Source organism: Pauljensenia sp. UMB6358, assembly GCF_030216865.1.
In the GTDB taxonomy this organism is placed as follows: Bacteria; Actinomycetota; Actinomycetes; order Actinomycetales; family Actinomycetaceae; genus Pauljensenia; species Pauljensenia turicensis_A.
Genome location: NZ_JASOMS010000005.1, coordinates 39,808 through 54,029 on the forward strand (window position 1 = coordinate 39,808; position 14,222 = coordinate 54,029).

Genomic DNA, 14,222 nt, shown 5'->3' on the forward strand with positions numbered 1-14,222 from the left:
TCACAGCCTGAAGCCGAGGACGATCGCGAGGGCAACGACAACGCCCCCGAGGATGTATGACGCGTAGGCGCGGACGAAGCCGTTCTGCGTGATCGCAATCAGGCGACCAACACCAGCCGAACCCTTGGCAACCAGACCAACCGCGCCGTCGATTGCCTTACGGTCACCACCGGTTGCAAGCTTTGCAAGGCCCGCAGCGGGAGCGACGAACAGGGTGGCATTCACGTCATCCTGGTAGAGGTCACGACGTGCAGCCTCGGTCAGAGCATTACCGGCAGGAACGCCAGTCGGAACCTCGCCGGCACCGTACATGCGCCATGCGAGGAAGGCACCGGCAATCACAAGGACGAGGGTCAGGATCTGAATGGCCATCACCGGCATGACCGGTTCGCCATGGTGAACGCCACCGATTGCGGGAGACAACCAGTTGGTGAAGAAGTCACCAATCGACATGAGGCCACCGATGAAGATCGCGCCAATGGCAAGGATGATCATCGGGACGGTCATGAGAGCGTTGGACTCGTGCGGGTGAACCGGCGAGCCTTCCGCTTCAGTCGTCCACCGCGGCCTGCCGTGGAAGGTCATGAAGAACAGACGCGACATGTAGAACGCGGTGATACCGGCACCGATCAGAGCAACCAGGCCGTAGACCCAGCCGATCCACGGTGCTTCGATCGAACCGAAGGTGTGCGCCGCGAAGGCTGCTTCAATGATCTTGTCCTTCGACCAGAAGCCGGAGAACGGCGGAACACCGAGGATTGCCAGCCAGCCCATCATGAACGTGACCCACGTAATCTTCATGACGGTACGCAGGGCACCGAAGCGACGCATATTCACTTGGTCAGCCATGCCATGCATGACTGAGCCGGCTCCAAGGAACATAAGTGCCTTGAAGAAGCCGTGGGTGAACAGGTGGAAGATTGCGAATGCCCAGCCGATCGGACCGAGGCCCGCACCCAGCATCATGTAGCCGATCTGCGACATGGTCGAGGCCGCGAGGACCTTCTTCATGTCATCCTTTGCGGAACCGACGATCGCTCCGAAGAGCAGCGTGATTGCACCGATAATGGCGACTGCAGTTGCTGCCGCGGGAGCTGCAACGTAGACGGCACCGGAACGAACAACCAAGTAGACGCCAGCGGTGACCATGGTTGCCGCGTGAATAAGAGCGGAAACCGGGGTCGGGCCTGCCATTGCGTCACCAAGCCATGCCTGCAACGGGAACTGCGCGGACTTACCACAGGCAGCAACCAGGAGGAAGATGCCGATGGCGGTTGCTTGAGCAACCGGGATCGTAGCGACACCCTCGGTCACATCCTCGAAGCGGACGGACGAGAAGTTTGCGACCATGACCATCATTGCGGCGAGCATACCCATGTCACCGACACGGTTCATGACGAACGCCTTCTTTGCAGCGCCAGCATTCGCCGGAACGTGGTTCCAGAAGCCGATCAGCAGGTACGAGGCCAAGCCCACGCCTTCCCAGCCGACGAAGAGGACGGCGTAGGAGTCAGCCAGAACCAGGGTCAGCATTGCTGCGATGAACAGGTTCAGGTAGGCGAAGAAGCGGCGACGATCCTTGTCATGTTCCATGTAGGCGATTGCGTACACGTGAATGAGGGAGCCAACGAAGGTCACCAGCATCACGAAGGTCAGCGACAGCGGATCAACCAGCAGACCGAAGTCCACACTGAAATCCCCCGCGGGGATCCAGGTGAACAGGGTGTGTGCCATGCGGTGTGCTCCCCCATCAGCTCCCAGGACCTGGGCGACGATGACGGCACCGACGATAAAGGATACCCACGAGGCGCAGGTGGCCAGCAGGTGACCCCAGCGGTCAGAAGAACGACCCAGCAACAGCAGGATCGCTGCGCTTGCCAGCGGAATTGCAATCATCAGCCATGCCAGTGACGCTGCGCCGGTGGCAGGAACGATTACCTCAGCAAGGCCGTCGTTCATCGCGTGAAGAGCGAAGGATGTTGTCATTCTGTTTTCCTCCCTCAGTTCTTCAGCAGGTTGATATCGTCAACGCTCGTTGTCGACCGTGACTTGAAGATGGACACGATGATCGCCAGACCGACCACGACTTCAGCGGCCGCGACGATCATGACGAAGAACGCCATAATTTCACCGTTCACATCGCCGAAGATTCGCGCGAAGGTGACGAACACCAGGTTCGCGGAGTTCAGCATGAGCTCAACGCCCATCAGGGAAATGATGGCGGAGCGACGAACCAGAACGGTAACAGCGCCGATTGAGAAGAGCACTCCCGCAAGCAGGAGGTACCAAGCCAGACTCACTTCTCCTCCTCTTCCTTGGTTTGTGCGGGTGCTTCAGCGTCAGCCACACCGGCGGGACCGACCGGCTGATCAAGGCCGGTGGGCGCTGCCGGGCCAGGCATACCCCACGAGCCCGAACGCTCGACGGTCTGCGATGCAAACTGTGCAAACGGCGAGTCGATGGTATCGCCGGTACGGGCGAGCATGAGCGACTGTGCGACGTCGTGGTCGACCTGATCGATAGAACGTTCCAAGCCACGAACACGAATCACGCGCGGGACGGATTCTTCGACCGGGCCGAGGGTTTCACCGGAGATGGCCGGGACGTCAGCAGCGTTGCTGTGTGCGTAGACGCCAGGTGCCGGAAGCTGACCGATGCGTCGGCCGGATTCGGCAAATGCGCGCATCTTGGCCTTTGCGGTTTCTTCCTGCGAAATCTTCGGGCCGAGGTTGTCGGAGTGCGTCAGTAGCATTGCGCCGATTGCGGCGGTGATGAGCAGTGCGCCCGCAACCTCCATCGTCAGCCAGTGCTGCGAGAAGAGCGTCGTTGCGAGGGATTCGATCGGCTCATTCGAGTACGGGTCAGCGGGGACGAGGCCCTTTGCGTCAGCCGTGAACTTCGTGTGGCCGAGGGTGGCAGCGATGATCACTGCAAGGCCAAGCCCCGCGATGACTGCTGCAATAATCGAACCGCGTGACTGCGTTGCGTAGTCATCGGTGGCACCGATGCCAATCATCATGATGACGAACAGGAAGAGCATCATGATTGCGCCGGTGTAGACGACGATCTGCACAACACCGAGGAACGGTGCCTGTTGCGTCAAGTAGAGAACTGCAAGCCCCAGCATGACGCCGACCATCGAGATAGCGGCGTATGCGGCCTTTTTAAAGAACAGGACACCCAGTGCGCACACCACCATGACGATTGCGGTGCATGCGAACAGCACGGCTTCGCCGGTAGATGCCATCTCGGGCCATGTACCCAGTAGATTCATCGGACTTCCTCCTTTGCCACCACGCGCGCGTTGGCAAGGCTCGGATCCTCAGGACGGTGTTCCTTCACCCAATCAATCTGGGACTGGGTGGCACCACTGACCGCACCGCGGTAGTAATCGCCATCGTTCAGCCCCTCGACCATCGGGTGAGGCGGAGCGAGCATTCCATCGGAAAGAGGAACAAGCAGATCCTGCTTTTCGTAAATATCATCTGCGCGAGTGTAGGTGGCGAGCTCGAAGTCATTGCTCATCGTCAGAGCACGAGTCGGGCAAGCTTCGATGCACATACCGCAGAAGATACAACGCAAGTAGTTGATCTGGTAGACGTTGCCGAAACGCTCGCCGGGGCTGTACTGCGCCTCGGGAGTATTCGATGCTGCTTCAACGAGGATAGCGTCAGCGGGGCATGCCCACGCGCAAAGCTCGCAGCCAATGCACTTTTCCAAACCATCTGCGTAGCGGTTCAGCTGGTGACGACCGTGGAAACGAGGCATGACGCGCGCGGGTTCGCGCGGGTACTGCTCGGTGACGGTCGGACGGAAGAAAGACGAGATGGTGACGCCGTAGCCGGCGATCGGAGCAAAGAATTCGCCGATCGGCCCCTTCGGGTCATGCTCGAAGCGCATTTCCTCATTCTTCGAATCGTTCTTCTTACTCATCGGTGTCCTCCTTCGAGGCAGTCGCCACGACCGGCGCACGGCCGGCGCGCGGGGACTCAACCGGACTCTGACCGGGAAGTGGCGGGATCGGGAAGCCATCAGCGAAGCCGGTGTATTCCATATCTGCAGGCTTGGGGGCCGGTTCAGGCTCGCCCTTATCCGTGACCCACATAATCAGCATGATGATTGCGAAGAGGATGACAATCGATACGCCAAGGACTGGCAGGGAAACCTCAACCCATTCGGTGATGCCACGAACGACGGCGACGGCAACCAGCCAGACCAGAGCGATCGGCATCAGCCACTTCCAGCCGAAGCTCATGAACTGGTCGTAACGGAAGCGGAGCAGCGTTGCACGGGTCCAGATGAGGAGGAACATGAAGAACCACATCTTGAGGAAGAACCAGAGCATACCGAACCAGCCGTCGTTGATGACCGGTACGTGCGACAGTGGCCACGGCGCGTGCCACCCACCGAAGAACATCGTGGTGGCAACCGCGGAAACGTTGAGCATGTTCACGTATTCGGATAGGTAGTACCAGCCGAACTTCATGGACGAGTATTCGGTCATGTGACCGGCGACGAGTTCACCTTCAGCTTCGGGGAGGTCGAAGGGCAGACGGTTGACTTCACCGGTAGCCGAGATGCAGTAGACAACGAACGCTGGGATCAGCGCAAATGCCCACCAGACCTGGCCTTGAGAAGCAACGATCTGCGAGGTCGACATCGTGCCCGACATGAGGAACACGGAAACAAGCGCCATACCCATTGCGAGTTCGTATGAAATCACCTGGGCGGACGAACGAACCGCACCGTAGAGCGGAAGCGTCGAACGGGTTGACCAACCGCCGAGGACAACGCCGTACAGGCCAAGCGAGGTGATTGCCAGGATGTAGAGCGTTGCGACCGGCATATCAGCCAGCTGAAGCGGGCTGGAGTGGCCGAACAGGTTAACGTTCGGACCCATCGGAATCACAGCAAAGACGCTGAACGCGCTGAATGCTGCGATGGCCGGAGCGATGAAGTACAAGAACTTATCGGCTCCGCGAGTCCACATGTCTTCCTTGAACAGAAGCTTGCCTGCATCCGCGATTGCCTGGAGCAAACCGAGCGGGCCGGCCACGTTCGGACCCGGACGGGTCTGCATGCGGCCGAGGCCACGACGCTCAACCCAGAGGGCAAGAAGAACGTTCAGGATCAGGTAAACGATGATGAAGACGGCCTTGATGAGCGTCAGCCACCATGTTTCCTGCGAGAAATCTGCTGCGGTGTAATCAGGCACCGCACTGAGCAAGAGTTTCACCGGGCCACCTCCCCAGTAGCGCTGAGAGCCACGAGGCAACCTGCGTCACCCAGCGACTGATGGACTGAAGAACCCTGCGAGCATTCGGGAACCCACACGACGTTGTCGGGAAGGTCCGCGATTTGCGCGGGCAATGTGATGGAACCGCGTTCAGTGGAAAGCGTCAGGGCTTCACCTGCATTCACGCCGGCACCTGTCAGCGTTGCCTGCGAAGCGAATGCGATCACGCGACGAGCAGAACCAGCGAGCCACGGCGCACCATCTTGCAGACGGCCGGCATCAAGCATCGGCTTGTGCGTTGCGAGAACTGCCTGACCAGCACCAACTGCTTGAGGAGCCTGCGGGGCAACCGGCATGAACTCGGCACGAGCGCCGTCCCAGGTACTGATGGCGTTGACCTCGTCGTATAGGTCGGTCAGCGTCAGAATGCCAAGATCCTCGCCAAATTCCTCGGCCAGCTTGACCAGAACATCGCGGTCGGTCAGCGAACGAGCGGAAACAGCCTGACCGTAGGGGCGCAGACGACCTTCCCAGTTGATCGACGTGCCGTTCTTTTCCAACTGTGGAGCAACCGGAAGAACAACGTCGGCCAGCTCGGTGATCTCAGAGGAACGAACCTCAAGGCTCACCAGGAACGGAACCGTTTCAAAAGCGCGAAGCGCAAGAGCCGGATCGGTGAAGTCGCGGTAGTCAACGCCACCGACGACCAGTGCCTGAACCGAGCCTTCGAGGGCACCTGCAAGCTGAGCGTCAGCATCCAGGCCCGCGCCCTTCGGATAGGACTTCCAGCCGAGTGAAGCCTGCGCGGCCTCGTCGCCCAGTTGACGACCGAAGGGCAACACGCCCGGTAGCAGGCCGGCTTCGACTGCGGCGCGATCACCGTTACGGCGAGGCACCCACTGCAAACGAGCACCCGTACGCTCAGCCAATTCGACAACCGCGGAAAGCAGGCCCGGGATGCGAGCTGCGCGCTCACCTACCAAGATGACGCCACCGTTCAGTGCGGCTGCAAGCTCTGCGTTCTGTTTGCCCTCAGCAATCGAAGCAACAACCTCAGGCTCGGTGCCAGGAGCGGCACGCAACAGAGTCGCGCTCATCTTCGCACTACCGTTCGTGGTGAACGGAGCAACCGTCGCAACCTTCACGCCACCCTTACGAACACCCTTGCGCAGGCGCAGGAAGATCGCGCCCGCTTCATCTTCAGGTTCGAGGCCGACCAGCAGGACTTGCCCCGCATTTTCAAGGTCGGTGTAGGTGACGCCAAGACCAGTACCAGCAACCTTCGAAGCCAAGAACGAGGTCTCTTCAGCGGAAATCGTGCGAACGCGAGCGTCGATCGAATCGGAGCCGATGACGGTGCGAGCGAACTTGCTCCATGCCCAGGCATCTTCGAAACTCAGGCGACCGCCGGGCAGGAAGCCCGTCTGATCCGCAGCTTCGAGACCCTTACGGACACGGTCAAGAGCATCCGACCACGAGGTCGGAACCAGTATGCCGTCTTCGCGAACCAGCGGGGTGACCAGGCGATCCTGCTTGTCCCACTCGAAAGCGAAGCGATCCTTATCGGTGATCCACTCTTCGTTGACCTCCGGATCGTTGCCGGCCATACGACGGACAACCTCACCGCGACGGATATCGACGCGGAGTGCAGAACCGGAAGCATCATGCTCGGCGACCGACGCGGTCGACACGAGGTCGAACGGGCGGGCGCGGAAGCGGTACGAGGAAGCGGTCAGTGCACCAACCGGGCAGATTTGAATGATGTTGCCCGAGAAGTAGGACGCAAACTGGCGACCGGTCTGATCAAGATCAGCTTCGGTCAGGTCACCAGAGTTTGCCGAACCAATGATGCCCGCATCACCGTAGGGACCGGAGATTCCGGCGTTACCCAGGTTCTTCGGCTTCGGGTTGTGGAAGTCCAGAGCAGTCGTGTCGAACGCGCCGATCTGTTCTGCCATGAAGTAGTGGTCGTCGGTCGGAGCCGTACCACCACCGCGACCCTGCAGGTCGATGAACACGTCGCCGGAGATTTCCTTACCGAAGCGCACGCAACGCTGGCAGAGAATACAACGATCGCGGTCGAGCAGGATTTGGCTGGTCAGACGCAACGGCTTGCGGTAGGTGCGCTTCGCATCGGCGAAACGGGACTTTGCGCGACCATCGGTCATTGCCTGGTTCTGCAGGGGGCACTCGCCACCCTTATCGCAGATCGGACAGTCCAGCGGGTGGTTGATCAGCAGGAACTCCATCACGCCATGCTGTGCCTTCTTGGCGACCTCGGATGTGAACTGAGTCTTGACGACCATTCCGGGAGTGACGGTCTGTGCGCATGACGGCTGAGGCTTCGGCATGAAACGAAGCTCGCCGGTGTTGCGATCGGGCATACCGACCTCGACCAAACACTGACGGCACGCAGCAACCGGTGCCAGAAGCGGATGGTCGCAGAAGCGCGGAATACGAATTCCGGCCTGCTCTGCTGCACGAATAACAAGCGTGCCCTGCGGGACGGCGACAGTGACATCATCAATGACGACATCAACCATGTTGGGAGCGTCGCTCATCGGACACCTCCTCTGGCGTAGATGGCGGATGCCTCGTAGGGGAAGAGCTCATTGGCCGGAGTAGTCAGACCGGCTTCGAACTCTTCGCGGAATCGCTGAATACCCGACTTGACCGGCGTTGCAGCAGCATCGCCAAGGGCGCAGAAGCTACGGCCGGCAATGTTGTTCGCGATCTCGCCCAGCAGGTCAACGTCTCCGGGAAGCCCCTGGCCCTTTTCGAGGCGGTACATGATCTGCTTGAGCCAGTACGTACCTTCACGGCAGGGCGTGCACTTACCGCAGGATTCGTGCTGGTAGAACTCGATCCAGCGAGTGACCACGCGAACCACCGACACGGTCTCGTCAAAGACCTGCAGGGCTCGGGTACCGAGCATCGAACCTGCAGCGCCGACCGACTCGTAGTCGAGCGGGGTATCAAGTTCAGCTTCGGTGAAGATCGGGGTGGAGGAGCCACCGGGAGTCCAGAACTTCAGCTGATGACCATCACGGATACCGCCGGCCATCTCGATCAGTTCACGCATCGTGATACCGAACGGAGCCTCGAACTGACCCGGATTGTTCACGTGGCCGGAAACGGAGAAGATGCCGTGCCCCTTCGACTTTTCCGTGCCCATCGATGCGTACCATTCCGGCGAATTGCGGAAGACACCAACGACCTGAGAGATCGACTCAACGTTGTTCACAACGGTCGGGCGGGCGTACAGACCTGCGACTGCCGGGAACGGTGGCTTCAAACGCGGGTGGCCACGACGGCCCTCGAGCGAATCGAGGAGCGCTGTTTCCTCACCGCAAATATAGGCGCCAGCACCAGCGTGAGCGGTGATCTTCAGATCGCCGAGCAGACCGGCATCGGTTGCCTCTTTAATAGCGTTCAGCAGACGACGGTATACGTGGACGACCTCACCACGCAGGTAAACGAACGCGTGCCTGCAGTTGATGGCGCGACTGGTAATCGCGATGCCTTCAACCAGAACATGCGGGTTCGCCATGATGGTCGGGATGTCCTTGCACGTACCCGGCTCGGACTCGTCAGCGTTGACAACGAGGTAGCGAGGCTTGCCGTCATCTGGTGGAAGGAAAGACCACTTGAGGCCCGTCGGGAAGCCTGCGCCACCACGACCGCGAAGACCGGAGTCCTTCACGATCTGGACGATGTCGCCCGCTTCAAGAGTGTTGGCCTTCTTCAGACCCTCGTAGCCACCGCGCTTCAGGTACGAAGCGAGAGTCCACGACTGGTCTTCACCCCAACCGTTCGTAACGATCGGCGTGAGGGGCCCAGGAGCTACAAATGTTGTCATGCCTGTTCGCCTCCCTGCTCACCTTCGGTGCCAGCAACAGCAACCGGCTCGGTCCACCCATTTTCCGCGGCGAGCTTGCAACCCAGCAGGGACGGCTCACCGGCGGACGGACCTTCGTTTTCATGGCCATCAAGGAAGCCTGCGAGTGTGTGCTCAACTTCCTTGAAGGTCGGGGCAACCGCAGCGCCACGCGTCGGGTGGACGGGGCGACCAGCTTCGAGGTCATCGACCAGAGCAAGTGCCGATTCGGGCGTCTGATTGTCGAAGAACTCCCAGTTGACCATGACAACCGGCGCATAATCGCAGGCCGCGTTGCATTCGATGCGCTCAAGGGTGATGCGACCAGATTCGTTGGTTTCGTCGCTTCCCACACCAACGTGCTCAGAAACAGCATCCCAAATCGCGTCGCCACCCATAACTGCGCAGAGCGCGTTCGTGCACACACCAACCAAGTAGTCACCGTTGGGGTGACGCTTGTACTGCGTGTAGAACGTTGCAACGGCACTGACCTCTGGACGCGACAAGCCCAGAATGTCGGCGACCAGGGCGATACCGTCGGGGCTGACGTAGCCGTCTTCGGACTGCACCAGGTGCAGCATCGGAAGAAGAGCCGAACGTGCGTGCCCTGTCGGGTAACGGCCAATAATTTCTGCGGATTCAGCCCTCAGGCGGGCTTCAACTTCCTGCGTGTAGCTCATCGGTCAACGCCTCCCAGCACCGGGTCGATGGCAGCAAGTGCAACGACGACGTCGGCCAGCTGGCCACCTTCGGTCATCATTGCCATGGCTTGAAGGTTTGCGAACGAGGGGTCACGGAAGTGGGCGCGGAACGGGCGGGTGCCCCCGTCAGAAACGAGGTGAACACCGATGATGCCCTTTGCGTGCTCAACCTGCTGGTACACCTGACCAGCGGGGACCTTGAAACCTTCGGTCACAAGCTTGAAGTGGTGGATCAGGGATTCCATCGAGGAGCCCATGATCTCGGAGATGTGCTGCAACGAGTTGCCCTGACCGTCGGTTGCCACCGACAGCTGTGCGGGCCACGCAATCGCCGGATCCGCGACCATCACGGGAGCACCTTCGCACTTCTCAAGACGATCGAGGACCTGGTAGATGATGCGCAGAGACTCGTAGCACTCGTCGAAACGAACCATGACACGGTTGTAGACGTCTGACTTGTCGCGCGTCGGAATGTCGAACTCGAACTGTTCGTAACCACAGTAGGGCTGGGACTTACGAAGGTCGAGTGGCAAGCCAGCGGCGCGGACGCCCGGGCCGGTCGTGCCAAGAGCCATCAGAGCGGACAGTGGCATGACGGCCACGTCGCACAGACGCTTCTTGAAGATCGGGTTCTGCTTCGTCAGGTCTTCGAGCTCGCCGATATCGCGACGAGCCTTCGGAAGAAGCTCACGGATGTAGTCAACGGTGCCTTCGCCAATGTCCTGTGCGACACCACCGGGGCGGATGTACGCATTGTTCATACGCAGGCCGGTGATGCGTTCAAAGATGCGGAGGATCTCTTCACGACCGCGGAATGCGATCGTCATGATCGTCGTTGCACCCATTTCGTTACCGGTCGAACCGATAGCGACGAGATGCGAGGCAATGCGGCAGAGCTCCATCATCATGATGCGAATCAGGTTCGCGCGCTCCGGAATGTCATCCGTGATGCCCAGGAGCTTTTCAACGCCGAGGCAGTAGACGGCTTCCTGGAAGATCGGGGCAACGTAGTCCATACGGGTACAGAGCGTCACGCCCTGCGTCCACGTACGGTATTCCATCGTCTTCTCAATGCCGGTATGAAGGTAGCCGGTGTCAACGCGGGTTTCGCGAACAGTTTCACCGTCGAGTTCGAGGATCAGACGCAGAACGCCATGGGTTGCCGGGTGAACCGGGCCAAGGTTAACGACGATGCGCTCGGAGGAAATCTTTTCGATTTCGTTCAGAACGTCCTTCCAGTCGCCACCCTGAGTCATGACCTCGGGAACTTCGTCCATATTCAGCGGGGCTGAAGAAGCCGCCGCGTGGAAGTGTGGTGTGCTCATCAGTTGTATGACCTCCGCGTGTCTGCAGGCGGAACTGTTGCGCCCTTGTATTCAACGGGGACGCCACCAAGCGGGTAATCCTTGCGCTGGGGGTGTCCTACCCAGTCGTCAGGCAGTGCGGTACGAGTCAGCGACGGGTGACCGTCGAAGATGATGCCGATGAGATCCCAGGTTTCACGTTCCTGCCAGTCGTTTGCCGGGTAGACAGAAACGATGGAGGGAATGTGCGGGTCACCATCGGGGCACGTGACCTCAAGACGAATGTTGCGGTTGTAGGTGATCGACATCAGCGGGTAGATCGCGTGGAGTTCGCGACCCTCGTCTGACGGGTAGTGAACACCGTTCGTGCCAAGGCAGAGCTCGAAACGAAGATCTGCATCGTCACGCAGGTACTTTGCAACGCGAGCAATATGATCGCGGACGATGAAGATTGTCAGTTCACCGCGGTCGACAACAACCTTTTCGATGACCTCTTCAACCTTCAGACCGTCGGCTTCGATCAGTTCTTCAAGAATGTCGACTGTGTTGTCGAACCAGCCACCGTAGGGGCGTGGCGTTTCACCGGGAAGGAAAGATTCCTTCACCAGGCCGGAAAATCCGGTCGTATCGGGGAACATGCCTTCGCGACGCGTCATCAGTTCGGGTGCACCGAACGCACGCTGTGGGGCTTTGGCTACGACTTGGGAGTCGTCCGGGGTGACGATTTCGTCACTCATGCGAGGAGTCCCTTCATCTGGTGGGTGGGCGTTGCAGCGAGAGCTGCCTGTTCAGCCTTGCGGGCAATTTCCTGACGGTGAACGCCGAGCGGTTCCTTACCAATCTGCTCACGCAGTGTCAGAACCGCGTGAATCAGGGCCTCGGGACGGGGCGGGCACCCAGGCAGGTAGACGTCGACGGGAACGATGTGATCGCATCCCTGAACGACGGCGTAGTTGTTGAACATGCCGCCCGATGATGCGCATGCACCCATCGAAATAACCCATTTGGGTTCCGGCATAGAGTCGTAGACACGACGAATAACGGGAGCCATCTTGTGGCTGACACGACCTGAAACGATCATCATGTCCGAGTGACGCGGCGATGCGCGGAAAACTTCCAGACCGAAGCGGGACATATCGAATCGAGGTGTGCCGGCTGCCATCATTTCAATAGCACAACATGCCAGACCCATGGTGACCGGCCATTGGCTGTACTTGCGTGCAAGGCCGAGAACCTTCTCGATGCTTGTCAGCGCAACGCCAGCGGGCAGGCTTTCTTCAAGACCCATTTATCTGCTCCTGTCCCTCAGTAATCCAGGCCACCGCGTCGCCACTCGTACACGTATGGCACGGTGATGAGCGCGATGAACGTCAGCATTGCAATAAGCCCGAACAGGCCGAGCTGGCTGAAGCTCACTGCCCACGGGTACATGAAGACGACTTCAATGTCGAAGATGATGAACGTCATGGCGACCAGGTAGTAACGAACCGGGAAGCGACCTTCGTGAAGGTGCCCCGAGGTCGGTTCAATGCCACATTCGTAGTTGTCAGCTTTGGTCTTAGACTTCTTCGTCGGGCCGAGAATCGCCGATGCGCCAAGGCCACCAAGTGCCAGCACGAGTGCAGCCGCAGCCATAATCAGCAACGGAAAATAGGGATTCGTCATCGTTCCTCCCGGGGTTGAAAGAAGTGAAGGGCGTTCATACGGACGGCACCATCTTTGTCAACATTGTGATGAGGCGGTCATCAAAGTCGCCGCCCTTACGTTCATAGCCGTCAGAAAGTAGCTTGTGAACGAAAGTCATAAGTCGCGGAATTGGCAGACCCCTGTTGGTGCAGAGCTGCATGATTCGCGGATTTTCAATGAGAGCCACGAAGACTCGGCCCAGCTGGTAGTAGCCACCGTATTCTTCGCGGAGAAGTTCGGGATATTCGCTCATGGCGCGGTCGATGCCTGCCGACGTGGTGCGCGAGAAGGCTTGGGCGATGCACGAGGCAGCGAAGCGACCCGCCTTCAGAGCCGGTGCGATACCTTCGCCATTAAACGGAGACACCATGCCACCTGCGTCACCAACGAGTACGAGGCCCGACACGTAGTGTGGCTTGCGATTGAAGCTCATCGGGAGGGCAGCTGAGCGGAGCGGGCCGATCTGATTTTCAGGGGTGAATCCCCATTCCTCAGGCACGTTCGCGATCCACTGTTCGAAGACCTTCTTGTAGGGAAGCTGCGTCGCATTGGCTGTAGAGGCAACAGAGCCCAAACCAACGTTGACGATTCCGTCGCCCATGGGAAAGACCCAGCCGTAACCGGGAAGCAGGTCCGATTGCCCGGGCACGCCCGACCAGAGTTCCAGCTGGGATTCCATGTAGTCTTCGTTGCCACGAGGCGACTTGAAGTAGGCGCGCGCCGCAACACCCATGGGGCGCTTGATCGCCTTTTCGATGCCGAGAGAGGTAGCGAGCCTGGCAGAAACACCACCGCAGTCGACAACCATCTTGGCGCGCATTTCCAAGGCCTCGGCATCTTTACCGCGCCCCTTCTTTGCCTTCACACCGCACACGCGACCCATTGGACTGGTCAGTGCGCCGGTGACGGTAATTCCCTCCATCAGACGGGCGCCCGCATGCACTGCATGCTGGATCAGATCGTGGTCCAGCTGCATGCGTGCGCGCGTCATCCCATAGCCCGGAAGCGACTTCTGATCAGGCCAGTCAAGGGAAATCGTGTGTCCTCCGCCGACGACGGTCAGCCCTCGGTTTCGGTTCCACGTGGAGATGTCCATGCCCATCGCGATCAATTCGTGGACGGCCGCGGGAGTCAGGCCGTCACCGCAAATCTTGTCGCGCGGAAACTCTGCTTTTTCAAGGACGAGGACGTCAATCCCTAGCTTTGCCAGGTGATATGCGGTGGAGGAACCCGCAGGTCCGGCACCGACGATAATGACGTCGGCATCCGTTACGCCAGTAAGGTCATTGACCACTGGTAGCCCTCCCAAAAAAGTGAGCGCAGCTGTACGGGCTGCGCAGATGTGCAAGTCGGAGCGGTGTGCACTGCACCGCGATCCGAATTGAAAGCGTAGCCTGTTGCGCCAACGAGTGCGCCCG

At 59.5% G+C, this 14,222-nt stretch carries 13 protein-coding genes; all 13 read right to left on the reverse strand.

Annotated elements, in window-relative coordinates:
- The 13 genes from nuoL to QP381_RS04890 are packed head-to-tail and all read right to left on the reverse strand — an operon-like array spanning position 1 to position 14,098.
- Positions 1-1,986, reverse strand: a complete 1,986-nt coding sequence (gene nuoL, locus QP381_RS04830; RefSeq protein ID WP_285068003.1) for an NADH-quinone oxidoreductase subunit L — start codon at positions 1,984-1,986, stop codon at positions 1-3.
- A gap of 14 nt (positions 1,987-2,000) precedes the next feature.
- A complete protein-coding gene (gene nuoK, locus QP381_RS04835; protein ID WP_006680808.1) occupies positions 2,001-2,300 on the reverse strand; it encodes an NADH-quinone oxidoreductase subunit NuoK in 300 nt (99 codons plus the stop codon).
- Entirely contained in the window at positions 2,297-3,274 is a 978-nt protein-coding gene (locus QP381_RS04840) for an NADH-quinone oxidoreductase subunit J (protein WP_006680807.1), read from the reverse strand. The genes nuoK and QP381_RS04840 overlap by 4 nt, the downstream gene beginning before the upstream one ends.
- The gene (gene nuoI / locus QP381_RS04845; RefSeq protein WP_006680806.1) at positions 3,271-3,933 is read right to left on the reverse strand and encodes an NADH-quinone oxidoreductase subunit NuoI; all 663 of its coding nucleotides are present in this window, start codon (positions 3,931-3,933) and stop codon (positions 3,271-3,273) included. Before nuoI ends, QP381_RS04840 begins: the two co-directional genes overlap by 4 nt.
- Positions 3,926-5,236, reverse strand: a complete 1,311-nt coding sequence (gene nuoH, locus QP381_RS04850) for an NADH-quinone oxidoreductase subunit NuoH (RefSeq protein WP_179370154.1) — start codon at positions 5,234-5,236, stop codon at positions 3,926-3,928. The genes nuoI and nuoH overlap by 8 nt, the downstream gene beginning before the upstream one ends.
- Positions 5,233-7,797 carry an NADH-quinone oxidoreductase subunit G gene (locus tag QP381_RS04855; RefSeq protein ID WP_285068004.1) on the reverse strand — a complete coding sequence of 855 codons (2,565 nt, stop codon included), beginning with the start codon at positions 7,795-7,797 and terminating at the stop codon, positions 5,233-5,235. The genes nuoH and QP381_RS04855 overlap by 4 nt, the downstream gene beginning before the upstream one ends.
- Positions 7,794-9,095, reverse strand: coding sequence for an NADH-quinone oxidoreductase subunit NuoF (gene nuoF, locus QP381_RS04860; protein WP_103632680.1), 1,302 nt, complete (start codon positions 9,093-9,095; stop codon positions 7,794-7,796). The genes QP381_RS04855 and nuoF overlap by 4 nt, the downstream gene beginning before the upstream one ends.
- Complete coding sequence (gene nuoE, locus QP381_RS04865) at positions 9,092-9,793, reverse strand: NADH-quinone oxidoreductase subunit NuoE (protein WP_006680802.1); 702 nt, start codon at positions 9,791-9,793, stop codon at positions 9,092-9,094. The genes nuoF and nuoE overlap by 4 nt, the downstream gene beginning before the upstream one ends.
- Positions 9,790-11,139 carry an NADH-quinone oxidoreductase subunit D gene (locus tag QP381_RS04870; RefSeq protein WP_006680801.1) on the reverse strand — a complete coding sequence of 450 codons (1,350 nt, stop codon included), beginning with the start codon at positions 11,137-11,139 and terminating at the stop codon, positions 9,790-9,792. The genes nuoE and QP381_RS04870 overlap by 4 nt, the downstream gene beginning before the upstream one ends.
- Positions 11,139-11,855, reverse strand: a complete 717-nt coding sequence (locus QP381_RS04875) for an NADH-quinone oxidoreductase subunit C (RefSeq protein WP_006680800.1) — start codon at positions 11,853-11,855, stop codon at positions 11,139-11,141. The genes QP381_RS04870 and QP381_RS04875 overlap by 1 nt, the downstream gene beginning before the upstream one ends.
- Positions 11,852-12,406: an NADH-quinone oxidoreductase subunit B gene (locus tag QP381_RS04880; protein ID WP_006680799.1), complete on the reverse strand. Its 555-nt coding sequence runs from the start codon at positions 12,404-12,406 to the stop codon at positions 11,852-11,854. The genes QP381_RS04875 and QP381_RS04880 overlap by 4 nt, the downstream gene beginning before the upstream one ends.
- Positions 12,407-12,423: 17 nt before the next feature.
- Positions 12,424-12,783 (reverse strand): NADH-quinone oxidoreductase subunit A, encoded by a 360-nt coding sequence (gene ndhC / locus QP381_RS04885; protein ID WP_006680798.1) that lies wholly within the window; start codon positions 12,781-12,783, stop codon positions 12,424-12,426.
- A gap of 34 nt (positions 12,784-12,817) precedes the next feature.
- Positions 12,818-14,098, reverse strand: coding sequence for a geranylgeranyl reductase family protein (locus tag QP381_RS04890; protein WP_006680797.1), 1,281 nt, complete (start codon positions 14,096-14,098; stop codon positions 12,818-12,820).
- Positions 14,099-14,222 lie beyond the last annotated feature (124 nt).